The organism is Pedococcus sp. 5OH_020 (genome assembly GCF_027812955.1).
Lineage (GTDB): Bacteria > Actinomycetota > Actinomycetes > Actinomycetales > Dermatophilaceae > Pedococcus.
In genome coordinates, this window is record NZ_JAPYZV010000005.1 from 404638 (window position 1) to 428675 (window position 24038).

Annotated in this window: 24 protein-coding genes and 2 pseudogenes; 8 read left to right on the top strand and 18 right to left on the bottom strand. The window is 68.9% G+C overall.

What is annotated here, in order from left to right:
• Window positions 1–770 precede the first annotated feature (770 nt).
• From PHA84_RS11860 to PHA84_RS11885, 6 genes are read right to left on the bottom strand one after another with little or no spacing between them, the layout of a single operon-like run.
• Window positions 771–2582, bottom strand: a complete 1812-nt coding sequence (locus PHA84_RS11860) for a DUF4434 domain-containing protein (RefSeq protein WP_270888310.1) — start codon at window positions 2580–2582, stop codon at window positions 771–773.
• The gene (locus PHA84_RS11865; protein WP_270888311.1) at window positions 2579–3577 is read right to left on the bottom strand and encodes a BadF/BadG/BcrA/BcrD ATPase family protein; all 999 of its coding nucleotides are present in this window, start codon (window positions 3575–3577) and stop codon (window positions 2579–2581) included. The genes PHA84_RS11860 and PHA84_RS11865 overlap by 4 nt, the downstream gene beginning before the upstream one ends.
• The gene (locus PHA84_RS11870) at window positions 3574–4308 is read right to left on the bottom strand and encodes an N-acetylmannosamine-6-phosphate 2-epimerase (RefSeq protein WP_270888312.1); all 735 of its coding nucleotides are present in this window, start codon (window positions 4306–4308) and stop codon (window positions 3574–3576) included. Before PHA84_RS11870 ends, PHA84_RS11865 begins: the two co-directional genes overlap by 4 nt.
• Complete coding sequence (locus tag PHA84_RS11875; RefSeq protein WP_270888313.1) at window positions 4305–5168, bottom strand: carbohydrate ABC transporter permease; 864 nt, start codon at window positions 5166–5168, stop codon at window positions 4305–4307. The genes PHA84_RS11870 and PHA84_RS11875 overlap by 4 nt, the downstream gene beginning before the upstream one ends.
• Before the next feature lie 4 nt (window positions 5169–5172).
• Complete coding sequence (locus PHA84_RS11880) at window positions 5173–6093, bottom strand: carbohydrate ABC transporter permease (protein ID WP_270888314.1); 921 nt, start codon at window positions 6091–6093, stop codon at window positions 5173–5175.
• A gap of 5 nt (window positions 6094–6098) precedes the next feature.
• A complete protein-coding gene (locus PHA84_RS11885) occupies window positions 6099–7409 on the bottom strand; it encodes an ABC transporter substrate-binding protein (RefSeq protein WP_270888315.1) in 1311 nt (436 codons plus the stop codon).
• 182 nt (window positions 7410–7591) lie between these two features.
• Between PHA84_RS11885 and PHA84_RS11890 the strand changes: the two genes are divergently transcribed.
• Window positions 7592–8365 (top strand): GntR family transcriptional regulator, encoded by a 774-nt coding sequence (locus tag PHA84_RS11890; protein WP_270888316.1) that lies wholly within the window; start codon window positions 7592–7594, stop codon window positions 8363–8365.
• A 10-nt stretch (window positions 8366–8375) separates the two neighbouring features.
• Here PHA84_RS11890 and PHA84_RS11895 read toward each other — a convergent pair whose 3' ends face one another.
• Window positions 8376–9146, bottom strand: coding sequence for an AAC(3) family N-acetyltransferase (locus tag PHA84_RS11895; RefSeq protein WP_270888317.1), 771 nt, complete (start codon window positions 9144–9146; stop codon window positions 8376–8378).
• 166 nt (window positions 9147–9312) lie between these two features.
• Between PHA84_RS11895 and PHA84_RS11900 the strand changes: the two genes are divergently transcribed.
• The 5 genes and pseudogenes from PHA84_RS11900 to PHA84_RS11920 all read left to right on the top strand — a co-directional run bounded on the left by PHA84_RS11900 (window position 9313) and on the right by PHA84_RS11920 (window position 13461).
• Window positions 9313–10842 (top strand): DUF4127 family protein, encoded by a 1530-nt coding sequence (locus PHA84_RS11900; RefSeq protein ID WP_270888318.1) that lies wholly within the window; start codon window positions 9313–9315, stop codon window positions 10840–10842.
• Window positions 10839–11897, top strand: a complete 1059-nt coding sequence (locus PHA84_RS11905; protein WP_270888319.1) for an SIS domain-containing protein — start codon at window positions 10839–10841, stop codon at window positions 11895–11897. Before PHA84_RS11900 ends, PHA84_RS11905 begins: the two co-directional genes overlap by 4 nt.
• Window positions 11894–12145 carry a hypothetical protein gene (locus PHA84_RS11910; RefSeq protein ID WP_270888320.1) on the top strand — a complete coding sequence of 84 codons (252 nt, stop codon included), beginning with the start codon at window positions 11894–11896 and terminating at the stop codon, window positions 12143–12145. Before PHA84_RS11905 ends, PHA84_RS11910 begins: the two co-directional genes overlap by 4 nt.
• A gap of 143 nt (window positions 12146–12288) precedes the next feature.
• A pseudogene (locus PHA84_RS11915) lies at window positions 12289–12475 on the top strand (transposase); the annotation flags it as partial.
• A gap of 395 nt (window positions 12476–12870) precedes the next feature.
• Window positions 12871–13461: a helix-turn-helix domain-containing protein gene (locus PHA84_RS11920; protein WP_270888321.1), complete on the top strand. Its 591-nt coding sequence runs from the start codon at window positions 12871–12873 to the stop codon at window positions 13459–13461.
• A gap of 46 nt (window positions 13462–13507) precedes the next feature.
• Here the strand turns inward: PHA84_RS11920 and PHA84_RS11925 are convergent, their stop codons facing one another.
• From PHA84_RS11925 to PHA84_RS11945, 5 genes are all read right to left on the bottom strand, one after another.
• The gene (locus tag PHA84_RS11925) at window positions 13508–13756 is read right to left on the bottom strand and encodes a hypothetical protein (protein WP_270888322.1); all 249 of its coding nucleotides are present in this window, start codon (window positions 13754–13756) and stop codon (window positions 13508–13510) included.
• A 263-nt stretch (window positions 13757–14019) separates the two neighbouring features.
• On the bottom strand, window positions 14020–14832 hold the full coding sequence (locus PHA84_RS11930) for a GNAT family N-acetyltransferase (RefSeq protein WP_270888323.1): 813 nt from the start codon (window positions 14830–14832) through the stop codon (window positions 14020–14022).
• Entirely contained in the window at window positions 14829–15494 is a 666-nt protein-coding gene (locus PHA84_RS11935; protein WP_270888324.1) for a DUF2306 domain-containing protein, read from the bottom strand. The genes PHA84_RS11930 and PHA84_RS11935 overlap by 4 nt, the downstream gene beginning before the upstream one ends.
• Window positions 15491–16180: a hypothetical protein gene (locus PHA84_RS11940; RefSeq protein WP_270888325.1), complete on the bottom strand. Its 690-nt coding sequence runs from the start codon at window positions 16178–16180 to the stop codon at window positions 15491–15493. Before PHA84_RS11940 ends, PHA84_RS11935 begins: the two co-directional genes overlap by 4 nt.
• A gap of 124 nt (window positions 16181–16304) precedes the next feature.
• On the bottom strand, window positions 16305–18986 hold the full coding sequence (locus PHA84_RS11945) for a LuxR C-terminal-related transcriptional regulator (RefSeq protein WP_270888326.1): 2682 nt from the start codon (window positions 18984–18986) through the stop codon (window positions 16305–16307).
• A gap of 829 nt (window positions 18987–19815) precedes the next feature.
• Between PHA84_RS11945 and PHA84_RS11950 the strand changes: the two genes are divergently transcribed.
• On the top strand, window positions 19816–20178 hold the full coding sequence (locus tag PHA84_RS11950) for a CPBP family intramembrane glutamic endopeptidase (protein WP_270888350.1): 363 nt from the start codon (window positions 19816–19818) through the stop codon (window positions 20176–20178).
• Between the two features lie 338 nt (window positions 20179–20516).
• Here PHA84_RS11950 and PHA84_RS11955 read toward each other — a convergent pair whose 3' ends face one another.
• The 5 genes from PHA84_RS11955 to PHA84_RS11975 all read right to left on the bottom strand — a co-directional run bounded on the left by PHA84_RS11955 (window position 20517) and on the right by PHA84_RS11975 (window position 23114).
• The gene (locus PHA84_RS11955) at window positions 20517–21161 is read right to left on the bottom strand and encodes an SDR family NAD(P)-dependent oxidoreductase (protein ID WP_270888327.1); all 645 of its coding nucleotides are present in this window, start codon (window positions 21159–21161) and stop codon (window positions 20517–20519) included.
• A 74-nt stretch (window positions 21162–21235) separates the two neighbouring features.
• Window positions 21236–21916: a DUF4386 domain-containing protein gene (locus PHA84_RS11960; RefSeq protein ID WP_270888328.1), complete on the bottom strand. Its 681-nt coding sequence runs from the start codon at window positions 21914–21916 to the stop codon at window positions 21236–21238.
• A 145-nt stretch (window positions 21917–22061) separates the two neighbouring features.
• Window positions 22062–22523, bottom strand: a complete 462-nt coding sequence (locus tag PHA84_RS11965) for a zinc-binding dehydrogenase (RefSeq protein ID WP_270888329.1) — start codon at window positions 22521–22523, stop codon at window positions 22062–22064.
• A complete protein-coding gene (locus tag PHA84_RS11970; RefSeq protein WP_270888330.1) occupies window positions 22459–22896 on the bottom strand; it encodes an NAD(P)-dependent alcohol dehydrogenase in 438 nt (145 codons plus the stop codon). Before PHA84_RS11970 ends, PHA84_RS11965 begins: the two co-directional genes overlap by 65 nt.
• Window positions 22896–23114 (bottom strand): hypothetical protein, encoded by a 219-nt coding sequence (locus tag PHA84_RS11975; RefSeq protein WP_270888331.1) that lies wholly within the window; start codon window positions 23112–23114, stop codon window positions 22896–22898. Before PHA84_RS11975 ends, PHA84_RS11970 begins: the two co-directional genes overlap by 1 nt.
• A 118-nt stretch (window positions 23115–23232) precedes the next feature.
• Between PHA84_RS11975 and PHA84_RS11980 the strand changes: the two genes are divergently transcribed.
• Window positions 23233–23886: a TetR/AcrR family transcriptional regulator gene (locus PHA84_RS11980; protein ID WP_270888332.1), complete on the top strand. Its 654-nt coding sequence runs from the start codon at window positions 23233–23235 to the stop codon at window positions 23884–23886.
• A gap of 20 nt (window positions 23887–23906) precedes the next feature.
• Here PHA84_RS11980 and PHA84_RS11985 read toward each other — a convergent pair.
• A pseudogene (locus tag PHA84_RS11985) lies at window positions 23907–24038 on the bottom strand (integrase core domain-containing protein); the annotation flags it as partial.

Sequence of the window (24038 nt, forward strand, 5' to 3'; positions counted from 1 at the left end):
CATGGCCCCCGGTCGGATGCCGTGCACGCGCACGGCCGATACGTGACGACGCCGTGACGTGCACGCCCTGCATGGTTCTAGGCCCGGGGTCGTGCGCCCCCGCAACCCTTGGCAACCTACGGGGTGGACAGTGCCTGGCGCTTGATACAGACGGCCGGTGACGGCTCATGCAGAAGGAGTAGGCGACCAGGACAAGACAGCGCCGGTGGGCGGCCCCGCCCATGGCCATGGCCACGCCCTGCCCTTGGGCTCACGCAGCACCACACCGCCGCGTGGAGCGCGGGACCGTGGCGTAGCACCAGCAGTGCCTCCATGTCCCTCCCGGGCCACGCGGCACTCGCTACCCCGGAGCACCATGGCCGGAAGGTCACCCTTGGTGATCCACTCCAGAAGTGTCTCCCGGTGCACCTCTAGGTTCCTCGGGGACCGAGGCCACCCTGAGTCACCGGCGTTCGCCCGCTTCCGTGCCATCGCCCATACCTCCCATGCTGGCCAACTGCGAAGAGGCTGCGCGGCGTTTTCCCGGGCGATCACCCGCCACACCCTCGCCGCCTCCTCACCCCCAAAGAAGACATCACGGCCATGCCCCAAAGGCCCATCGGAGGATGGGGGGATCGGGGTAATGCGATCCACAGATGCGCTGTTTGCGCAGGTCAACACCCAAGCCGTCCGGCTGACGGGCAGCAAGGGGGCTGCCCCCTCCGCTGGTCAGCCTGTCAGGGCCACGTGCCGCTGCGGTGCCCACGGCTGCTCATCGTCATGTCCTCCCGTCAGGAGGAAGCTTGCTGCCGGACCTCCAGCTCGTCGGTGAACGACCAGCCGGCGCCGGTCGGGTTGACGGTGAGCCGCACGAACCGCGCGACCGCTGACACGTTGATGAGGCGGAAGGTTGCCACCGCCTTCTGGTCACCCAACGACGGCGCCGCCATTGAGCCGAGCGGGGTGTAGTTCTGCCCGTCGGTGGACACCTCGACGACGACACTGGACGGAAGCACGATCCCGGTCCCCGGGTCCTGCAGCCAGCGGGTGCTCACCTCGTTCACGGTGCTCACCGCTCCGAGGTCCACGGCGCAACTGAACGGCGAACCGGTCAGTCGGCCGGTCCAAGCCGGGTCGGTGAACGTCGTCGTCCCGAGCCGACCGTCGGTGAGCTTCGTCCCGTCGTCCGGGTAGCTCGAGCTGCCGGGTAGCGAGCAGGCGTAGCCCCGGCCTTGCGAGAGGTTGACCGGGGTGGACGGAGCGTCGCCCAGGGTCGCGGTGGCGGGCTCGCTCGACGCGGAACTGTTCCCCGCGGCGTCCTCTGCAACGACCGTGTACATGTAGCTCTTCCCCGGGTCGAGCTGGGCGTCGCTGTAGGACACGCTCGCACCAGCCTTCTGCTGGTCAGCGACAGGGAGCTGGCGCATCAAGGTGCCGTCCCGGTAGATGCGGTATCGCGTCACCCCGATGTTGTCGGATGCGCCTTGCCACTGCAGGCGCACCGTCTGTGGGTCGCTGGCGGTGGCGGTCAGGGCGCTCGGGGCGCTTGGCGCCTGCGAGTCGACATGGCCGGACTTCAGGTAGGCGCGGTAGGTCTTGTCGTAGGCCGGGTTGACGACCACCGGGCTGTAGTAGTGGTCATAAGAGAAGCTCCAGTACCGGTCTACGTACGGCCGCTCGGCGCGCATGTCAGCGACGACCTGCGCGGTCGGCATCGAGAGGAAGCCGGTGCTGGCCGGGATGAACGTCTCGGTGTCAGCCCACAGCTGCGTCGTCGGGCTGGCCTTCTCGATCGCCATCCGCGTCGCGCCGAACCACGCGGGCAGCTGGTCGGTGGTGGCGTGGCCGGCACCGACGCCGTCCTGCAGGGCGACCACGTCGACGTGGGATCCGAGCAGGATGTCGCGCCACATGGTCGACCACTGCGAGGCCGTGAGGCCGCCGCTGGTGTTGTAGAACGGCGAGATCACAACCGGCTTGCCCGGCGTGAGGTGGTCGAGATGCGCACCGACAGTGCGGTAGAACGAGCGCATCCGGTCCCACGTCGTCGACGACGGGAAGTTGAAGTTGTCCACCTCGAACGACAGGTACCAGCCGGCGAGCGTGCCTTTGTAAGAGCCGTACCGCTTCCACAGGTCGTTGGCCAGCTCATTGGCGTAGGCGGCCTGCTCGTCCAGCCAGGCTTGGTCGTTGGCGTAGTTCGTCCACCAATCGTTGTTCGTCTGCAGGCCTAGGTAGACCTTGATCCCCTGACGGTGGGCCGCAGCAAGGATCCGTCCGACGACATCGGTCTTGGTGCTCTGCGGGGCCTGGGAGGACGGGTAGATGCGCGTCGCCGGCGAGGCACCGGTGTCGGCGGTCCACTGGATGACCTCCTCGGTGATGCAGGCCTTCTTGAGCACCCGCATCTCGGCGCTCAACTGCGCGTCGGTCCAGCGGTCGACGAGGTCCGGCTGGATGAAGGAGCCGCTGAAGGACGGGCTGGATGAGCTGCACCGCCCGTTGCCGGCGGCGGCCTGAGCCGCTGGCGCCACAGGCACCGCGCCCAGGGCCAGGCAAGCACTGAACGCCGTTGCTGCTGTGGCGGCTGTCCATCGGTTCACGAGCTGCTCCTCATCGTCGAGCGGTTGGTCGAGCGTGGTGCTGGGTCCGGGATGGTCGCTGCACTCTGGGCCAGGGCCGGGAAGAGCTCTGGGACGCCGGACCGCGCCAAGGCCACGGCGCCGGCCAGGCCGTCGGCTACAGGTGGCTGAGCCGGCGGCAGTCCGTGCCGGGCGAGCCCCCGCTGGAACGGTTGCACCAGCAGGTCACCGGCGCGGAAGAGTGCGCCTGCCCATGAGATGGCGCTGCCGCGCGCGGCGCTGATCCCGCCGAAGACCCGGACTGCCGCTGCGGCTACGGAATCGGCGAGGTCCTCCCCCGCCCGGTCCCAGATGTCGGCGGCAGTCGGGTCGGCCTCGAGCGCGAGTTGCGCCACGTCTTCGGCGAACTGCGCGACCAGCGGGACGGCGTCCGACGCTCCTGCCACACGCGCCGGCAAGAGGTTGAGCGATCCGTAGCGGCGCTCCGCCGCCGCGCGAAGTGCCTCGGAGCCGCTCCTGCCGTCGAGACTGCGGAAGGCGGCCCGCAGGCCAGCCCGCGCGACGGCGTAGCCGCTGCCGTCGTCGCCTAACGTGGATCCCCACCCGTCGACGCGCTCGCACCGGCCCTTGCCATCGCTGGCCAGCACGATGGTGCCGGTGCCCGCCGCGACCACGGCACCCGGCACCACGCCCACAGCGCCCAGGAGTGACGTCACGGCGTCAGTGGCCAGCACCACGCGCACGACTCCAAGGGCGCCGTACGACGCCAGGACACGATCGGCGCCGGTCACTGCGCCGTGGAAGCCCGTCATGCCTGCCGAGAGCACCATCGGCGCAGGCAACCCACCCTGCTGGAGGGCGGTCGCGACGTCCTCCGACATGGCCACCAGCACCGCATCTGGCTGGTCACCAGGACGCCCCGGGGCGACGCGCCACTCGTGCACGGCGGCGCCGTCGACGACGAGCCTCATCCGCGTGGCTCCCTGGCCGCCGTCCACGGCGAGGAGGACGCTCATCGGGCCGAGGTGCCTTCCTGGCGGCTCATCGGGGTGGCGGCCACCAGCCGCCTCGCGATCGCCACGGGGTCGGTGATGGCACCACCGACCACGACGAACGACGCGCCGGCGTCGAAGGCTTCCGCGACTTGGTAGGCGGTGCGGTACCGACCCTCTGCCGCGACGGTGAGGTCTTGCTTGTGCAGCGAGGTGACGAGGTCGACATCCGGCTCGTCCGGCATCGGGCCGGTGTCGAGTGTGTAGCCGGAGAGCGTCGTGCCGATGACCGCAGCACCCGCCTGCCACGCCAGCAAGCCCTCCTCGACGGTGGAGACGTCGGCCATCACAGGTACGCCCAGGCGCTCAGCGACCCGCTGCACGAGGGCGGCGCCGTCGCCCGACGTCTCGCTCGTCACCTCCAGGGCCACCACGTCCGCGCCCGCCTCGACCAGCCGAGCCGCAGCGTCGTACGTCGGCGTGATCAGCAGCCGATGACCCCCATCCACCTTCTCAAGGCCGATGACTGGCAACGACGTGGCCTTCTTCACGGCCCGGATGTCGTCCTCCCCACAGATGCGCAGACCTACAGCGCCAGCCGCTTCCGCGCACCGGGCCATAACGGCGATCAGGTCCGGGCGATGGAGCGGATGCCCGTCGCGCGCCTGGCACGAGACGACGAGCCCACCCTTGAAACCTGGCAGCGGCCCCTCTGCGACCGGGTCGGTCCTCGTCCCTCTGCTCGTCTCGGTCACTTCAAAGCCCCCGCCGTCATCTGGTTCATGAAGAAGCGCTGGCCGAGCAGGAAGATGCCGAGGGCGGGAAGCGTAAAGATCACGCAGGCCGACATCAGCGGCCCCCAGGCCACGTCGTGCTCGGAGAAGAACGCGTAGAGGCCGACGGACAGCGTGTACTTCTTGGGATCGTTCAGATACAGCAGCGGCCCGAGGAAGTCGCTCCAGGTCCAGACCAGCTGGAAGACACCGGCCGTGACCAGCGCTGGACGGCACAGCGGCAGCATCACCGAGCGGTAGATGCGGAACTGCGACGCTCCGTCGACGCGGGCGGCCTCGAGCAACTCGTCGGGGATACCCATCATGAACTGGCGGATCATGAAGATGAGGTACGGCGTGCCGAGGAAGGCCGGCACCACGAGCGGCCAGTAGCTGTTGGTCGCGCCGAGCCTGCTCCACATGATGTAGACCGGGATCATCGTCACCTGAGGCGGCAGCATCATCGTCGCCAAGACGATGAGCAGCAACGGTTTCTGGCCTGGCCAATGCACCTTCGACAACGAGTACGCCACCAAGGGGCAGCTGATCAGCGTTCCTAGCACCGACAGGCCGGTGACCAGGCAGGTGTTGAGCAGGTAGCGCCCGATAGGGAGCGAGTCGCTTGCCGCTGCATAGTTCTGGAGCGTCCACTGCGTGGGCCAGAACTTCGGCGGCGCGTGGAAGATGTCGGCCGGCGTCTTGAAGCCAGTGACCACCATGATCAGGAACGGGAAGACGAAGAAGGCCAGCATCACCAGCAGCGGCACAACGCCGACGAAGGTGGACGGGATGCGCCGGGGCGGCCGCGACACCTGCGGCGCGTCGGCCCGGCGACGGTCCACGACCTCAGCCGTTGACATAGTGCACCCACTTTCGAGCAGAGCCGAGCAGCGCGAAGGTCAGCAGCATGGTGAACAGGAACAGCACCCAGGCCATTGCCGAGGCGTAGCCCATCTTCAGGTTCACGAAGGCGCTCTGGAACAGGTACATCGAGTAGCTGAGCATCGAGTCACCTGGGCCTGCCGTCGACTCGTTCAGCCGGCTCTGCGCCAGCAGGTACGGCTGGGCGAAGAGCTGCAGGTAGGCGATCGTCAGCACGATGGACTGGAAGAGCGTTATCGGCGTGAGGGACGGCCACGTGATGTGGCGGAACTTCCCGATGATCCCCGCGCCGTCCAGGCTCGCGGCCTCGTACAGGTCCTTCGGCACCTCACGCAGACCCGCGAGATAGACGATCATCGTCCCGCCCACCGTCCACACCGACAGGATGATCACCGCGGCACGTGCCCAGCCCGGCTCGAGCAGCCAGTTCGGGTCGGGCAGGTGCGCCATCCGGAGAAGGTGGTCGACGAACCCGTACTGCGGGTTCAGCAACCACCTCCACAGGTAGGCCCCCACGACAACCGGGACGATCGTCGGCAGGTACGCCATCGCACGGTACAGCGGCTGACCCCGCACCGGCAGGTTGAGCAGGTGCGCCCCGACCAGCGCGATGCCGATGTTGAGTGGCACCCCGACGCCCGCGAACAGCAGGGTGTTCTTGATGCTCGTGATCAGCCGGTCGTCGTGCAGCATCGCCTGGTAGTTCGCCAGGCCGATGTTGGTCGGCGTCTGGAACAGATTGAAGTCGGTGAAGCTGTAGCCGACCGAGGCCACCAACGGATAAGCGATGAAGACGGCGAAGCCGACGATGAAGGGAGCGGCGAAGCCCAGGCCCACCAGGCTGTTGCGGAGCCTGGCCTTCGCCACCGGACGCTTACTGGCCATAGCGCTTACTGGCCGTACTTCGCGGTCTTGGTCGCCAGGTTGCTGAGCGCCTGCTGCGCCGACGCCTTGCCGCGGTTCACCGAGTCGATGGCCGAGGCCAGGTCGGTGGCGTACTGCGATCCGCCCGGCGCGCTGGACAGCGCGTGTACCTTGTCGCTCTTCAGCGAGTCCAGGAATGGCTTGAAGTTCTGCAGGTCGTTGTAGATCGGGTTGTCGAGCATCGAGGTGCGGGCCGGCAGGTTGCCGAGCGCGCGGGTGAACGGCAGCATGCCGTCCTTGCCGACCATGTAGGCAAGGAACTTGGCGGCCGCGGCCTTGTGCTGGGAGTTGGCCGGGATGAACAGCGTGCTGGTGGTCAGCTGCGTGCTGCCCGCCAGCGAGGGGTCGGCCACCGGGATCTGCGTCACTCCCCACTTCATCGTGGGCGCGGTCGAGGTGATGCTCGCAGAGCGCCACTCGCCGTCGATCTCCATCGCCACCTTGCCAGTCTGGAACGGGTCCTGGGCCGACATGTACGGGCCGAACCCGCCGACGAAGCGGTTCACCTTGTCCGCCCCGAACGCCTGCACGACATTCTTCGCGTAGAAGTCCAATGCCTGCACGTTGCCCGGCTTGTCGGGAGTCGGCTTGCCCGTCGAGGGGTCGTTCCAGTCGCCGCCGAACGCGTAACCCAACGTCGTGATGGACGTCGGAAGGTCCGGATTCCCGAGGCCGAGCTGGGTGATGTTCCCGCCAGCGCCTACCTTGGTCAGCTTCTTGATCGCCGAGGCGAGCTCGTCCATCGTCTTCGGGGGCGTCACGCCGGCGTCGGCGAGAAGCTTCTTGTTGTAGAGCAGCTCGAAGCTGTGCACAGCGATCGGCAGCGCGTAGGTCTTGTTGTGGTACTTCATCTGGCCCATGGCCGCCGGCACGAAGTCCGCGGTGTCGACATGGTCGTCCGAGATGTACTGGTCGAGCGGCTCGAGGACGCCCTTGCTCGCCCAGCTGCCCACCTGGTTGCCGAACCCGTCGCTGATGTCGAACGAGCCCTTGGCGCTCGACATCGACGCCAACTGCTTCTGCATGTCGGGGTTGGAGACCCCCTTGACCTCGACCTGGCTCTGGCTGGCGTTGAAGCTGGCGATGACCTTCTCCAAGGCCTGAGCCTCCGGGCCCGTCCACAGGTAGGAGAACGTCACCTCGGTCTTGCCGTTCGGCCCCTGGCCGGCCGACTCGCCGCCGGAGGAGCAGCCTGCCGTGGTGACGACCAGTGCGGCGGACGCGGCGACCACCGCGTACTTCGCAGCGGTGCTCGGGCGGAAAAGCGTGAACCTCATAGAAGACTCCAACGGTTCGGAAGGGGATGTGTAATTGGTATATCCCAATCTTGCCGGCGGGGTCAAGAGGCACCGAAGCCGCTTCCCCATCTCGCGACGATGTGACACCCACCCCGGAGCGCTCGCCTCCCCCGACAACAGTGGGGTATACCATTGCGGAACCCGCCATCCGAAGAGGTGCCATGTCTTCCCTCGTCCAGCCCGCGCGTCCTGAGCCGTCGGCCCGCGCGAAGTCCAACGGCGGCAAGTCGGAGCGGGTGCGTCGGCACGTGCTGCAGACCATCGACGCGGGTCTCGGCCCCCACGACCGCCTGCCCACCGAGCGTGAGCTCGCGGAGCAGCTCGGCGTCAGCAGGTTGACCGTGCAGCGGGTGCTGGACGACCTCACCACGGAGAACCGGATCTACCGGATCCAGGGCTCAGGGACCTTTGTGCGCCCCACCCGGATCGCCAAGTCCATGGAGCTCACGTCTTTCTCCGAGGACATGCGCTCGCGCCGCATGGCGCCGGGCTCCCTCGAGATCTCTGTCACGCAGGAACCGGCAGGCGCGAACCTAGCCGCATTGCTCGAGCTGAGCCCGGGATCGCCCGTGGTCTCCATCCGCCGGGTCAGGACGGCCGACGGCGCCCCGATCTGCTTGGAGCGCAGCCAGCTGCCCGCTGAGCTGGTCCCCGGGCTGAGCGCGGAGGACGTGAGCGGCTCGCTGTATGAGCTGCTCGCCGAGCGCTACGGGATCCAGATCGACCGGGCCGACCAGACCATCCGGGCCACGGTGCTCGATCCTGACGACGCGAGCGACCTTGAGGTGCCCGCCTACTCGGCAGCGTTCGAGGTGGACCGGTTGGCCGTGGACCACCGGGGGCGGCCCGTCGAGCACGCCGTCTCGCTCTACCGTGCCGATCGGTACTCCTACCAGCTCACGGTCGCAGTGGCCAAGCGGCACGGCACCGGCTGACCTACTGCCACTAGCCTTGCGCGCCGTCCGCCACGAAGAACTCCGGAGCCGCGCGCAGCACCTCCAACGCGAAGGACACCAGCGCTCCGGCGGGCACCAGCCTTGCCGTCGCCTGCCCCACGACGTCCGTGCGCTGCAGGCCCCGCTGGAGCAGCAGCGGCTCGATGGCCGAGAACCTGCGCGGCGTGCCGTACCGGTGCACCCAGTACTCGCGGTTCAGCGTGCCCTGCTCCGTCTCGATGACGGCGGGTACCGGTGACGGTTGCAGGTGGTACGGAACCCCAGCGAGCTCCTCGACGTGGTGCAGTGTCGTGTTGGACTCGTGGTCGCATCCCAGCAGCAGAATGACGCCGTCGGGGTCCGCGGCCAGGCGGGCATACGGCGAGCCAGCACCGCAGGGGGTGACGCAGTCCTCGTGCCCTGCGGTGAGTCGCTCGGCGGCACCGCCGACCGCGGCAACCGAGTGGGTGGGATGCACCGAGCGGACGGCGGCCGGCCACGAACGCACCGTCTCGGCGATCCTCCCGGTCCACGCCGCCGATCGGGCTACGTCGAAGCGGACCGTCGTATCGGGACCGATGTGCTCGTTCCCCGTGAGGGTGGGCGCCAGCACGGTGCCGTCGTCCCCGACGACGTCGAGCAATGCCTGGACGACCGCAGCCGAGCCGCGCTCGACGTGGCCCAAGGACGACAACGACGAGTGCAACAGCACGTGATGCCGCCGGCGCAGACCCAGCCTCTCGAGGGCCGCCCCGATCTCGCGCTCGTTCAGAGATCCCACCTGTGCACTCCTCTCCCGGCCATTGGTACGCCCCAATCCTAGACAGACGGCAGACTGGCACCCGGGTGCGCTGGCACCGGCCTCAGTCGGGCCAGCCCCCTCTAGTTCGTGACGCGGCCGCCGAAAGTGGTGTATACCATTTGGAGACCCCGCACGAAGGAGACTCATGGACCTCGCCTTGCTACCTCTCGACGACCGACCAGTGAACACGGTGATGGTCCGCGACATCGCGGCCATCGGTGGGGCGGCCGTCGTCCTCCCGCCGCAGGAGCTGCTACCCCGCTTCCGCCAGGGAGGTGACCCGCGAGGCCTCGGCGCGTGGCTCACCGAGGCGTGCTCCGCAGGAGCTCACGGTGCCGTGGTGTCGCTCGACATGTTGGGCTACGGCGGGCTGATCCCGTCGCGCATCAGTGACGACTCACTGCCGGAGGTGCTCGGCCGCCTCTCAGTGCTCGACGACCTGCACCGCCGTCACCCCGACCTGCCCATCGGTGCGCTGAACGTGTTCTTGCGCGCCAGCAACTCCAACAACGCCTCGGAGGAGCCGGACTACTGGACGCAGCACGGGGTGCAACTCCACGCGCTGGGGGCCCGAGCCCACCGTGCGTGGCTGGGTCAGCTGCAGCCCGGCGGCCAGAACGACACGGTCGCCGACGCCGGCATCCCAGACGGTCTGCGCCGCGACTTCGCCCTGCGCCGGCTGCGCAACCACGCGGTCAACCTAGCCGGCATCGGGATGCTCCACTCGGGCGTGGTGCAGACGTTGCTGCTGACTGCGGACGACACGGCGCAGTTCTCCGCCGGCTCGGCAGAGCAGGCGATCGTCGAGTACTGGCGGACACTGCTCGGCCCCACCGACAGCCTGCTGGTCTACCCGGGAGCTGACGAGGTGGCTTCGGTGATGGTGGCCCGGCTGCTGAGCCTGCACCACGGGCACACGGTCTGCTTCGCGGTCGAGTGCGTGGAGCCGGGTGGCCTCGACAGAGTGGCGCCGTTCGAGAACGTGCCGCTCGCCACGACTGTGACGCGGCAGATCAGCGCTGCCGGGGCACGCGTCGACGTCGAGCACGCCGACGTGCGTCTCGTCGTCCACGCGCCTTCGCCCGACGGTGGCGACTACTACGGACCCCGCCCCGCGCGGCCCACGGACGAGCAGCTCGTGGCTGCCACGGTGGCCGCCGTCCGGGCCGCTCTGGACCGCGGTGAGCGGGTCGCGGTCGCGGACTGCCGCTACCCCAACGGGGCCGACCCCCAGCTGGTAGAGGGTCTCCGGGACGCACAACTGCTCTTCGCGCTGGTGGCGTACGGCGGCTGGAACACCGCGGGCAACGCGATCGGCTCCACGGTGGCCGCGGCGGTGACCGGGGTCCTCGGCGAGGTCACCGGGACGGTGGACGTGAACGCCCGGCAGCGGTTCCTGGTGACCCGGCTTGTGGAGGACTACGGATACCAGTCCGTCGTGCGACGTGAGCTCATGGCACGCGGGAACGGCTACGACGAGGTCGACCTCTACGGTGAGCGCGGCGAGCAGGCCGCCACGTGGGTGCAGCAGCGGCTCGCCGAGGTCCTCGCCGACCTGTCAGGCGGAGACCCGCGCTGGCGGGTCGCCGAGGTGGACTTCCCATGGGGACGACCGTTCGAGATCGATCTGCGCCTCTCGGCTGCCGACGCCCCGGCCGGACGCGCCGCCTCATGAGCACGCAGGACGCCGCCCACCCCGCGCCGGGATCCCTGATGGGGGCCGAGATCGCCGCCCAGCCGCAGGTGCTGGCCGGCCAGCTCGACCGGCAACTCAGGGCCATCCGCGTCGTCGCCGAGCGGGTACGCGACGCGGATCCGCGGTTCGTGCTGCTGGCAGCCCGTGGTACCAGCGACCACGCCGCGCTCTACGCGAAGTACCTCCTCGAGACCGAGCTGGGACTCCCATGCGGCCTGGCCTCGATGTCGACGTTGACCGCCTACGGGACGACCCCACGGCTCGCCGACACGCTATGGGTGGCTGTGAGCCAGTCCGGCGGCTCGCCGGATCTCGCCGAGTCGACCCGCGTCGCGGCGGCCAACGGGGCGTTGACCCTGGCGGTCACCAACGCACCGGACTCGAAGGTAGCGGCTGCGGCCCACCTGCAGGTCGACATCGACGCCGGGCCGGAGCTGTCCGTGGCGGCCACCAAGACCTACACGGCCCAGCTGCAGGCGCTCTGGCTGCTGATCGATGCCTGGCGCGGCGGCGACGGCCGCCAGGCTCGGCAGGTGCCGGCGGCGATCCAGCAGGTCCTCGACGAGTCGGTCGCCCTTGTTGCGACGCGGTACCGCTTCGCCGACCGGGTGCTCACCGTAGGGCGCGGCTTCTCCTATCCCACGGCGCGAGAGGGCGCTCTCAAGCTCATGGAGACCTCCTACGTGGCGGCACAGGCTTTCTCCGGGGCGGACCTGCTGCACGGACCGGTCGCCATGGTCGACGTCCACCACCCAGTGATCGTGTGCGCTCCCAACGGGGTCGGCGCCGAGCTCCTGCGGCCGGTGTTGAACCGGCTCGGGGAGGTTGGCGCAGAGGTGTGCCTGCTCGGCCCGTCGTCCTTGGCCGACGACTTCGGCATCACCACGAGACTCGGCGACCCGGTGGTGGACGAGCAGCTCTCGCCGCTCGTGCAGGTCGTCCCCTTCCAAGCCCTGGCGCGGGAGATGGCCTTGGCACGGGGCTTCGACCCTGACCATCCGCGTGGGCTCAGGAAGGTCACAGAGACCCGATGACGAGCGTCCCGAGCGCTGCGTCGGCGCTCGTCAGCGCAGCGCACGTCGTCACCCCGGAGGTCGTTCTGTCGCCGGGCTGGGTGGAGGTCGTCGGCGACCGGATCGTCGACGTCCGAGAGGGCCTGCCGCCCGGCCGCGTCGTGCCGGAGGCCGGATCCGTCCTGATGCCCGGCGTCGCCGACGTGCACGTGCATGATGCCGGGGGCGCATCCTTCGCCACCGACGAACAGCTCGCTGTGACGAGTTGACCTGTCAGGTCCTCGTCCTGGAAGCAAGGGCTGATTGGCATGTTGAAGGTAACGAAGTCTCGCCAGCTCGATTCGCAAAGGGAACCACGGTCAGCAGGGCTCACGACGCACAATGCGCGTACGCCGCATACGAGGTCCGCGATCCGGAGCGGTCCAACCGCCGCAACGGCTACCGGCCCGGTGAGCTGGACACCCGGGTCGGCACCCTCGACATGGCCGTACCCAAGCTGCGGGAGGGCTCGTACTTCCTGAGTGGCAGCTGCAGCGGCGCCGGCGGGCGGAGGCGGCGTGACCATCGTGCTGGAGACGTGTTGCCTGTTGGGGGTCTCCGGCACAGCTTCGTGTCGATTCTCTCGGGCTCCGGAATGCCGATCGAGGACATCGCCCGCCTCGTTGGGAACCGCAGCACGGTCGTGACGGAGGCCGTGTATCGCAGGCAGCTGCGGGCCCGTCCTGATCGGCGGAGCAGAGGCCTGGGATGCCGTGATCGAAAGCCGCACGGGGCATTTCGACGAGCTTCCACAGCCCAACAAAGTAGTCCCTGACCGAGCGTTTGCGCTGGTCACGGACTGTCTTGTGCTGGTGGGCGATAGCCCCCAGCGGCTCCACCGCCGATGATGAGGACGTCGTATCGGTTCGTGGGACGACAGTGACCTCATGCCGCCCGCAAGGCAACAAACGTTGCTGATCTGGGAACGGTGGGTGGTTGCGACCAGAATGGCCGGATGGACAACAGCGCCACCATCATCGCCACGGCCCTCGACCAGGTCGGTCCGAGGCTGAAGCAACTGCCGCTGCACCGAGGGGTCACCCTGACCGCCTTGTCGGAGGCGACCGGAATCTCCAAGAGCACCCTGTCCCGGCTCGAGACCGGTCAGCGACGCGCCAGCCTCGAGCTGCTGCTGCCGTTAGCACAGGCATGCCGGGTGCCGCTGGATGACCTCGTCGGCGCTCCGGAGGTCGGCGACCCGCGGGTACGCCTGAAAGCCAGCAAGCGCAACGGACACACGGTCCTGCCCTTGACCCGGCAACCGGGAGGGGTGCAGGCGTGGAAGATCGTGGTCCCCGCCAGCAACTCCGCTCCGCAACCCAAAACGCACGAGGGGTACGAGTGGCTGTACGTGCTGTCCGGGCGGATGCGCCTTGTCCTGGGTGAGCATGACCTGGTGCTGGGACCCGGCGAGGTCGTCGAGTTCGACAGGGTGCCGCACTGGTTCGGTAGTGACGGCACGCACGCCGCGGAGGTCCTCAGCCTCTTCGGTCCCCAAGGTGAACGCGTGCACGTCAGGGCGCGAACAGCCAAGGACCGCGGATAGGCGCTCCACCCTCCGTTCTAGGGTCGGACAACGGTCGCAGTGCGCGTTACCGCCATGCCTCCACCCGGGCACGTCCGAAGGTGCGCCATACGTAGTCCCAAGGTGTGACGGCAAGGATGACGACCTCGGGGGCAAAGCTCACAAGGATCTTGGTCGTCTCGGTGTCCATGTCGCCGGTCAGCAGGTGCGGTACGGCGACCAAGCCGAGCCACAACGCCTTCCATGTCGTCTCGAAGATCAGTACCGGCAGCATCTTGACCGGGCGCAGGACCCCCACGATGGCCAAGAAGGACATGGCCGACCAGGCTGAGGGTGACGCCTTCAAACACGGGAAGGGACGCGGCGTGGCCGAGCAGAGGCCACTTGACCAAGGCCAGCCCGACGGCCATGAGCAGGTAGCCGCCGCGCATCAGGTCGACGCGCCACAGGGCAAGCCCTTCGTGGGTATCGGTGGTCGAGCGTGCAACGGTTGTCGATGTCATGGCATCCTCCGAATCTGGTGCAGGAGCGGAAGCGTGTGCGCCGGTGTTCCGTTAGGTGGCGAGCTGATGGGTCGCGTCAGACCTCGGGGTGGTCGCTGCGGGGCGACCAGTCCCTGGGCAGAGCGGCGTAGATGAACGTGTCCATCCATCGACCCGTGCGGTGTAGTGCGTCCTGGACGGCGTGGCTTTCACGGCGCATCCCGATGCGTTCCATCAGGCGCCAGGAGGGGACGTTGTCGGCGAAGCAGGTCGCGGTCACTCGTCGCAGACCGAGGTCGTCGAAGCAGATTGTGAGCAGCTCTCGGGCGGCTTCGGTGGCGTACCCCTGACCGGTGACGTCGGGGTCCAGCACCCACGCAATCTCCGCCTGGGTCCGGTGGGCCACGTGGGCGACTTCGGTCTGCGCCCAAGCGTCCTCAACCCGCAGCATGAGGTCTGCGACGATGCGCCCGTCGAGCGTTGCCACGATGGTGGTGGCCAGCCGGTCGGGTTGCTCGAAGGTGAGCCGGTACGCCTCGAGGCTGGCGGGGACCTCGGTCAGCCAGCGGCTGACCGTCTCCAGGCGGCGGTACCGCCACGTGCCTTCCGCGTCGTCGGACGTAGCCGGTCGCAGGACGAGCCGGTCCGTGGGCCGCGGCCACGTCAGCGACGCCAAGGGCTGTTTCAGCTGGGCCGGTGGTTCGGGCGCGGGGGCTGCCTGCATGGACAGCAGCGGCACACTGAGGTCGCGCAGTCGGGCCAGGAGCCCGTGCAGGTGGGCTTGGTCAACCACCAGACCGGTCAGGGTCGTGGTCCCGTCGGCGTCGTGCCGGAGGTCGAACCCATCGAGAACCGCGGCCCAGCGCTCGTCGAGGTGGCCGTCGACCCTGACCTCGCAACGGCTGCTCATCGGGGTCCTCCCACGGCGACCGCGACGCGGCGGCGGTTCGGCGTGGCGGCGGGGCGACGGATGGCCCACTCGGCGATGGTCAGGTTGATCACCCAGGCCGCGCCGCGCGAGATGTCAAGGGCCAGGCCGCTGTGTCCCAACAGGGCGCCGCCGACACCTTCGGTGTACGCCTGGGTACCGGCCGCGACGGCGATGGCGTACGCGCGCGTCATCCATGCGCGGTGAGCGTTGATGTCGCGACGTCGGATGGCGGCCACTCCCATCATGAGCGCGGCGACCATGGCGGGGCCGAACACCAGCCGCAGGACGTACAACAGCGGGCCGGAGCCGGGTTGCGGGGGGAAGAACAGCGTCAGCCACAGCGCTGAGCCGGCTACCCCCAACCCGGCGACCACCAGCACCCGCCCGGCTGTGCGGTGCCAGCCGGGCCGGCGGTTGCGGAACCTGGTGAGGAACTGGAAAGCGCCGAGCAGGGAGTAGGTGGCGGCGCAGGCGATGTGCACGGCGACCGGCAGCGGGGAGGCGGTGAACCGGGCGTCGGGGTTGATGAGGACCGGTCCTCCCGAGAGCTCGACCAGTCGCGCGGTGCCGGCCAGGACCGGGACGGCGCTCAGGGCGATGAGTGCCACCGGCAGGCGCCACCCCCGCTGCCGCGTCGTCATCGGACCGCTGCCGCAGGCTGCGGCATGGCGGCGGTCGTGGTGACGGCCGCGGTCTGCTGGCGAGCCTGGTCGCGCCACAGGGACACTCCGAGACCAATCAGGGCGATTCCGGTGGGCACGGCCATCGGGCGGTTGAACGACGACGGCAGGACGGCCAGCGACAGCGTGGCGACATTGCCGACAGCGAGCAAGGCGGCTGCGGACTTGGACAGGATGCCGGCGCGGAAGGTGGCGATGCCGAACAGCAGACCTCCGCCGGCGTAGCCGACTGCGGTGAGCGCGAACACCGTCATGAACGGTCCGATGTCGCCGACGGGTTTGCCACCGAAGGCTGCGGCGATGACGTCGCCGATGTAGCCGGGGGCGGACGGGGCTGCTGTCGGCACCACGATGGTCGCGACGAACTCTGTCCCGAACAACATGAAGTAGCCCATGCCGAGCAGCAGGTACCCGGCCAGCCCGAGGACACCCACCTTCGCCCGCTGACGCAGGTAGATGCCGGTGAACCCGACCAGGGCCAGGACGGCCATGACGGTCTTGGCGGCGTTGCGCACGAACCAGTCGGTGGTGGTCGCGGACGCCAGGACGGTGGGCGGGTGGTTGATCTGCACAAGGACGAAGATGGTCCCAGCAACGGCGGTCGCGACGGCGGCCGCCTGCGTGAGGCGGGTGGTGGTGACGGTCATGGCGTGCTCCTTCGCTGGTGGTGCCCCCGGGGCTTTCGGGGACAGCACCAACGTAGAAATCGCGGCGTGTGACCGAATCACCATGTGATGTGACCGCGGTGGTGATCCTTCGCCGGGGCAGGCCTCAGAGCAGGCCGAGCTCGGTGGCCCGTTCGACGGCGGCGCGTCGGGTGTTGACGTCGAGCTTGGTGAAGATGTGCTTGGTGTGGGTGCGCAGGGTGTTGATGGACACGAACAGGTCGTCGGCGATGCCGGGCCCGGTCCGAGCGGTTGCCAGCAGACGCAGCACTTCCAGCTCGCGGTCGCTGAGCAACTCAGCCTGACCAGGGGGTGGGAGCGAGGTGGTTGGCGCAGGGGGTCGCAGAGTGTGGGCGTATTCGGCGACCTCGGGCGGCTCCGTGATCTGGTCGAGCAGGTCAAGCATCGGTTTTCCCTCGTCGAGGAAGAGGCGGACATACCCGCCTTGACGTGCTGACCGCAGGGCGCTGCACAGCTCCTTGGTGGCGGCGGCCACGTCGTGTCCGGCGTGGTGTGCCATGGCTCGCAGGATGCTGATTTCCAGCAGGCTGCCGTCACGGCCTGAGGTGGTGGCGCTGGGAGTGAGATGGTCGAGCCGTCGGAACGCGTCTTTAAGGGCGGCGTCGTCGCCGTCCGCGCGGTGTCGGGCGATCTGCAGCCGGACCATGGTGAGCTGCGCGAACTCGTCCAGGTATGAGGTGGTTGGTGTTTGTTCGGCTCGGGTGTCCGCCCAGCGTTGCGCGTCCTCCAGCGCCCCTTGGGCGATGCGCAGCCGGGCCAGCTGCGCCGCGATGGGGCGCACGTCAGGGAAGAACCCGGGCAGGTGCAGGGGCTCGGCCTGCCGCAGGAGCTCCGCAGCTCCCTCGAGGTCGCCTTGGGCGCGGCGCAGGCGGGCCATGGTGACGTACCAGCGGTACCGGTTCTCCAGCAGTGACGCCGCGTCCCCCAAGGATGAGGCCGCCTCGAGATGAGCGGTGGCCGCGTCGAGGTCGCCCTGCTCGACGAGGACGTCAGCCAGGGCCACGTGCAGGTCGCCGAGCGTGGCCAACGCCGCCCCGGGGTGCTGCTGCGCGGTGGCGAGGGCTTGCTCCAGGAGGCGTCGCGCTTCGCCGGGTCGGCCTCGGCCGGTCCACATCTGCGCTAGGACGACCGTGCTGCCGAGCAGGTCGCTGACGTCGCCGGCTGCTCCCATGTGGTGCACGGCCTCGGTGAACGTGGTGACCGCATCGGCGAGGTCTCCGTTGCCCCAGGCGGCAAGGCCGAGGAAGCCGAGGGCACCCCCTCGAGCCATGTGGTCGTCGGGTCCGGTGAGCTGCAACGCTGCTCTTGCGTGCCGGCGGGTGGCGGCGGTGTCGCCGCGTGCTTGAGCTGCGGAGGCGCGGAAGACGTTCATGGTCGCCGGCAGCGTCCGCAGCTCCTCGCGAACGGCGGCCGATGCGTCCGCGTCAGCGACTGGGGGGTTTTCCGCCAAGGCTGCCTCGGCGTCACCCAACGCCACGGACACTCCATCCAGGTCGCCGGCCACCAGACGCACCCAGGCCAGGTAGGTGCCCAACAGCGGACGGCGCTGCACCACGTCCTGGGGCAGGGCCGTCAACCAGTCACGCATCATCACGTCGCGGCGTTCACGGCGCAGGTCCGGCAGCACGGCCTCGACAAGGTCCGCCGCGTACTCCGGGTCGCCGCTGGCGAGGGCATGGGCGACGGCGTCCTCAGCGAGGCCGTGGCTTGCGAACCACTCGCTCGCGGCCCGGTGCAAGATGGGCACCCGGTCAGGGAACTCCGCCGTCAGGCGTGAGCGCAACGCGTCGCCGAACAGGTGGTGGTACCGGTACCACTCACGACGGTCGTCGAGGGCGACGATGAACACGTTGGCCCGGTCCAGCGCTTCCAGCTGTTCGTTGCTGCCACCGTGGCCGGTGAGCTGGTCGCACAGGGGCCCTGTCATGTGACGCAGCACCGAGGTCTCCAGGAGGAACTGCCGGACGTGCTCGGGTTGGTGGCGCAGCACCTCGTCGACGAGGTAGTCCAGGACGAAGCGGTGGGTCCCGGTGAACTGGGCCACGAACCGGGCAGGGTCGTCGACCCCGCGCAGGGACAGGCCGGCGAGCTGAAGCCCCGCTACCCATCCCTCGGTCTGTGCCTCGAGCGCGGCGACGGCACCCTCGGCCAGGTGCAGGCCCATGACGTCGGTGAGGAAGGTGGCGGCTTCGCCCTCGGTGAAGCGCAGGTCATCGGCTCGCAGCTCGAGCAGCTCACCTCGGGCTCGCAGCCGCGCAAGTGGCACGGCTGGGTCTGCTCGGGTCGCGATGGCCAGGGACGCCTGAGGTGGCAGGTGCTCGAGAAGGAACGTCACCGCTTGCTGCACCTGCGCCGACTCGATGACGTGGTAGTCGTCCAGCGCCAGCACGATGCGCCCTGGCAGCAGGTCGAGCTCGTTGACCACAGTGGTCAGGACCGCCTCAGCTGCCACAGGCGCTGCAGGCCCCACCAGGGACGCCGCCTCCGGGAACGGTCCGACGGTCGCCAGCGCGGCGACGACGTGCTCAAGGAAACGACGGGGGTCGTTGTCCCTGGCGTCCAGAGACAGCCACGCGACCGCACGTCCGGTCCCGCCGCTACCGGTCATGGCTTGGCTCAGCAGGGTTGTCTTGCCGAAACCTGCTGGTGCGGACAGCAGCACCAGGCGCGGCTGCCAGGTGGCGTTGAGCTGTGCGACAAGTCGGGCGCGAGCCACGAGCTCGCGGCGCAGAACAGGGACGTGCACCTTCGTCCCCAGGACCGCCATCTGCTGAGCATAGGAGCACGACGAGCCTGTTCCGCCTCAGGTCGCCAACACCCGTGCCTGCGGTCGGCATTGCGCAAACCCGCAGGAGTCCGCGTTCGGTCATGGTGAGGTCACCACGCGCATCATCACGTGTGGTGATGACGTGGCGATGCCCGTGCCTAGCGTTCCGGGCACACACTCGGGCAGCGGCCCGGGGACCATCGGGCGCAGGAGTCGCAGCGTCACCGTCCAAGGAACGCCATGAGCCAGCCGACGACCCCGCCCGTGACCCAACCCCTGAGACGTCGCCCTGGCTTGCCGACCGTGGCCATGGAACTCGGCCGAGTCCGGGTCCTGCGACCCGGACGGTGGCTCTGGCTGCGTGCCCTGGGATGGTTCGTGCTCCTGTTCTTCGCCACCGCCGCAGCGTTCGGCGTGCCGTTGCAATGGGTCGTTGACCATGTTCCCGCCGACGACGCCGCCCTGCAGCTGGCCGGCAAGGCGGTCGCCTGTCTGGCCGCCGTGGTCGTCTACGCCGGAGCCGTGCGGGTGGGCGAAGCACGAAGACCTCGCGAGCTGGGACTGCGGGCCGCCGGCCGCGAACTGGCCGTTGGGGCTGGGTTGGGGCTGGTCATGATGAGCGGCCTGATGGGGCTGCTGGCCATCACCAACGTTTACGACATCACCCTGGTCGGGGCGGCGCCTGCGTCGACAGCCGCAGGGCCTGCTCTGCAAGCAGCAGTAACCGAAGAGCTGTGGGTGCGGGCTCTGCTGCTGCGGCTGCTGTGGCGAGTCGTCGGGCCGGTCCCGGCGTTCGCAGTCGTCGCCGTCGCGTTCGCTTGCGCTGCACCTGTCCAACCCGGGCGCGACCCCTCTCGCCGCCGGCACCGTGGCCATGGCAGGGCTCATGTTCAGCGCCCTGTACGCCCTCACCGGTCGCCTGTGGGTTCCCATCGCGGCGCACTTCGCCTGGAACTTCGCGCAGGGGTACCTGTTCGGTGCCGCGGTCTCTGGCGGCGACCTGGGCTCGTCGGTCGCCGTGAGCACTCCCAACCCACGCGTGGGAAGCTGGCTCAGCGGCGGGGACTTCGGCCCTGAAGCCTCAGTGTTCGCCTTGGTCGTCCTCACCGCCGTCACGGTGGCTGCCTTCGTGGCGATGGCCTCCGTGTGGGCCCGTCGGGTGGCGCCGTTGCTGCACCGCCAAACGCGTTGAGGGCGGCTCAGTCCCAACCGCGGAACTGCGACCCGTCAGCCATGCGCGGCAACGCCACACGGCGACCGGGGCAACCTCACCGAGCGGCTGCCCCGGCCCCTACTGAGCGGCCGCTCCGGGGTCGCCGATACGCCGCCGCATGTCAGGTGGGTCTATGTCGTTACCGCAGCCCGCTCGGTCGGCGCTCACGCGCCATCGCCGAGCCGCTACGGTCTCGTCGTAGCTGCTGTGGGACGACCGCCTGGGCCGCCTACCCGCGAACAACTGACCGCTCACCTGCGCCAGACCCGGTGCGGAGGCGAGCTGAATAGCGGTCACCGCGCCCTGCGCCGGCGACTTCATGAACGGCCTGATGACCGGCACGGGCACCCGCTGCAGTGCGCCCGGTCAGAGGCGCCGAAGCCCGTCCTGACGAAGCCGGGATGTAGGGCGTTGGCCGTGACTGACGTTCCGCGCAGCCGCCGCGCCAGCTCGTAGGTCAACAGCAGGTTGGCCAGCTTCGATTGGCTGTAGGCCCGCGAGCCCAAGTTAGACCGCTCACCTTGCAGGTCGTCGAAGTCGATGGTGCCGCCGCTGTGTGCGTTCGACGAAACCGTCACCACCCGGGAGGAGCCACCTTCGTTCAGCCGGTCGAGGAGGAGGTCGGTGAGCAGGAAGGGTGCGACGTGGTTCAACGCGAAGGTGCGCTCAAGCCCGTCGGCGGTGACGTGGCGTGTGTTCCAGTAGCCGCCGACGTTGTTCACGAGGACGTCGATGCGCGGGAAGGCGACAAGCGCCTCGGCGGCCAGGCGCCGCACCTGCGACTGGGTGGAGAGATCTGCGACAAAGGCGTGAACCACTCCACCGCTGACCGCCGCAATCTCCTGGGAAGCGCCGTCGGTGCGGGCGCGGTCCCGGCCGGTGATGGCAACGTGCGCGCCCATCGCGGCCAGGCCGAGGGCTGTGGCTTTCCTGATGCCGCCGGTCGCGCCGGTGACCAGCACCGTCCGACCGGCCATCGGGAGGCGGCCGGTGCCGAGGCGGCCGGTGGCCGTCCCTGCCGCGCCGGGTTCCTCAGTCATGCGCTGACCGCGACCCGACGTGGGTCCTTGCGGTAGACAGTGGCGTTGAAGCCCTTGACGAGCAGCCAGGCTCCGAGCGTCACTTCGAAGATGCCGCCGGGGATCAGGAGCCACATGCTGATGTGGACGCCGAAGAGCTCGAAGATGGCTCCCGCCACGTGGGTCGCGTAGCCGACGACGCCCAGGCCGGCCAGGGCACGCGGGATGAGTCCTGTGCGGAACAGCAGGTAGGCCAGGAACATCGCGCCGAAACCGAGCGACAGCTGGCCGACCTGGTAGGCCAGCTCGTTGCCGTCGACTGCGAGCGAGCCCAACGACTGGGCCGTGCCCTGGTTCAGGTGACCCGACGCGGCCTGGTCGGCCAGGGGCGGGAGCACCAGCAGGGCCAACACCCCGACCGCCATCAGCGCGACCTCGAAGATCATCGTGGCCAGGTAGGCCAATGCGGTCCGCCTGCCGTGCGGTTCGATCACCGGGAAGAACAGGACCGCCTTGCCGATGTCCACCGCGGTGTTCGCCAGCATCAGGAGAGCGCCGAGCACCAAGATGCCGCGGTGGGAGGGCACCGTGGCAAGGAAGCTTTCGTTCCCAGTCACCGAGGTCGTCATCAGGGCGCCGATTCCATAGGTCAGGAAGCCGGCGATGAACAGCCCTCCGATGCTTCGCGAGTACCGCATCCGGGTGTCCCGGCGGCGCGAAGGTGCCAGGTGAAACGGCGTCGGGCACGCGCCGGGCGGGAACAGGGGTGGGTGTTTGAGTGGTCATGGCGTCCTTCTTCGTAGCGGTGGTGTGCGTTCAGTGCGGGTGTGCCAGGTGGCTGGATCAGATGGTGATGGCGACCTTGCCGCGGACCTGACCGGCGGTGAGCTGACGCATCGCGTCCGGCACCTGCGCCAGCGGGTAGCTCCGGTCGATGCTGGGGACGACGTCGCCAGCATCGATGAGCTGGGTGAGCCGCTCGAGATCGCTCGCGCGCTCCTTGTTGGCGAGCGTGGCCAAACGCTGCTTGACGAACAGCGACACCAGGGGCGCGCGCAGGCTTCGACCGAAACCCCCAGTCACCTTGCCGCCCTCTTCGCCGCCGACGATGACCGCGGTGCCGGTGGGTGTCAGTGCTCGACGCAACCGGGAAAGGGGCGGGTTGCCACCGATGTGGAGGACCAGGTCGTAGTGCCGGGTGCCGTCGGCGAAGTCCTCGCGTGTGTAGTCGATGACGTGGTCACCACCAAGGGACCGGGTGAGGTCGAGCTTCGCCGTGCTGGGCCACGCCCGTGACGTGCGCACCGAACGCTTCGGCGAGCTGCACGGCGTACGAGCCGACTCCGCCCGAGGCTCCGATGACCAGGACCCGCTGGCCCGCCTGGACCCTGCCGACGTCGGTTAGCCCCTGCAGCGCCGTCATCGCGGACACCGGAACCACGGCCGCCTGTTCGAAGGTGAGATTCGCCGGCTTGGGCGCCACCTTGTCCTCGCGCGCCGCGGCGTACTCGGCGAACGAGCCCTTGGCGATACCGAGGACTTCGTCTCCCGGCGAGAACTTCGTCGCTGCCGAACCCACCTCGACGACCGTGCCGGCGAAATCGAGACCGGGCACCGGGTTCTTGGGCCGGCGAAGGCCGAAGCCCATCACTCGCATCAGGTAGGGGCGGCCCGACATCAGGTGCCACGTGCCGCGGTCCAGGCCCGCGGCCCGCACCTGGACAAGGACCTCATTCTCCGCGATCTCGGGGCGGGCACGCGGTCGAGCTGCAGGACATCCGCCTCGCCGTAGCCGGCCTGCACGATCGCCGACATCGTGGCGTCATCGACGCCCGTACCCACGGCCGGTCCGACCGCCTTTTCGGCCTGCACCTGGGGCTGCTCTTGGATGTTCATGTCGTGACGTCCTTCGGTTTTCCCAGATGGACTATTCATCCGTACTTAGTACGCCTATGCGGACGTACTAAGTACGGTAAGTACATGGCTCAATGTGACTAGGCGACCGAGGAGCAGAATGTCCGCACAGACCCGGCCCGAGAACGCGCGCCCGAGGCTGAGCAGAGAACGGGTGCTGCAGGGCGCCATGGCCGTCGCCGACGCGGGCGGGCTCGCCGCCCTGACCATCCGCTCGATCGCCCAGGAGCTGGACGTCAAGCCGATGTCGGTCTACCACCACGTCGCCAACAAGGACGCCATCGTCGACGGCATTGTCGACCTCGTGTTCAGCGAGATCGAGCTGCCCACGCCCGGCAAGGACTGGCAGGCGGAGATCCGGCGACGGTCTGTGTCTGCGCGCGAGGCGTTACGCCGGCACCCGTGGGCGATCCAGCTGCTCCAGTCTCGGACCCACCCCGGCCCTGCGACCATGCGGCACCACAACGCGGTGATTGGCACCCTGCGCCAAGGGGGCTTCTCGGTGGCCAAGACCGCCCACGCCTTCGCCCTGATCGACAGCTACGTCTTCGGGTTCGCCCTGTCGGAGGCGGCGTTGCCCATTCATGGCCCGGAGACCGTGCCAGGGGTGGCGGCGCAGATGTTGGAGGGTTTCGATCCGAACGAGTTCCCGCATCTCGTCGAGTTCTCGGTGGCGCACATCCTTCAGCCGGGCTACGACTTTGGTGCCGAGTTCGGGTACGGGCTCACGCTGGTCCTCGACGCGTTGGCCTGATGTTCTCGCCAGGTACGCCGCTAGGTGTACTGTCCTGACAGGTTGGTCAAGCGGGTGATGGGGTGGTTGGTTCCAGCAGGCGGTGTGGGGTCGGTGGTGGTTGTACTCGTGCAGCCATGCTGGCAGCGCAGCTCGGCGTTCGCTCTCGGAGG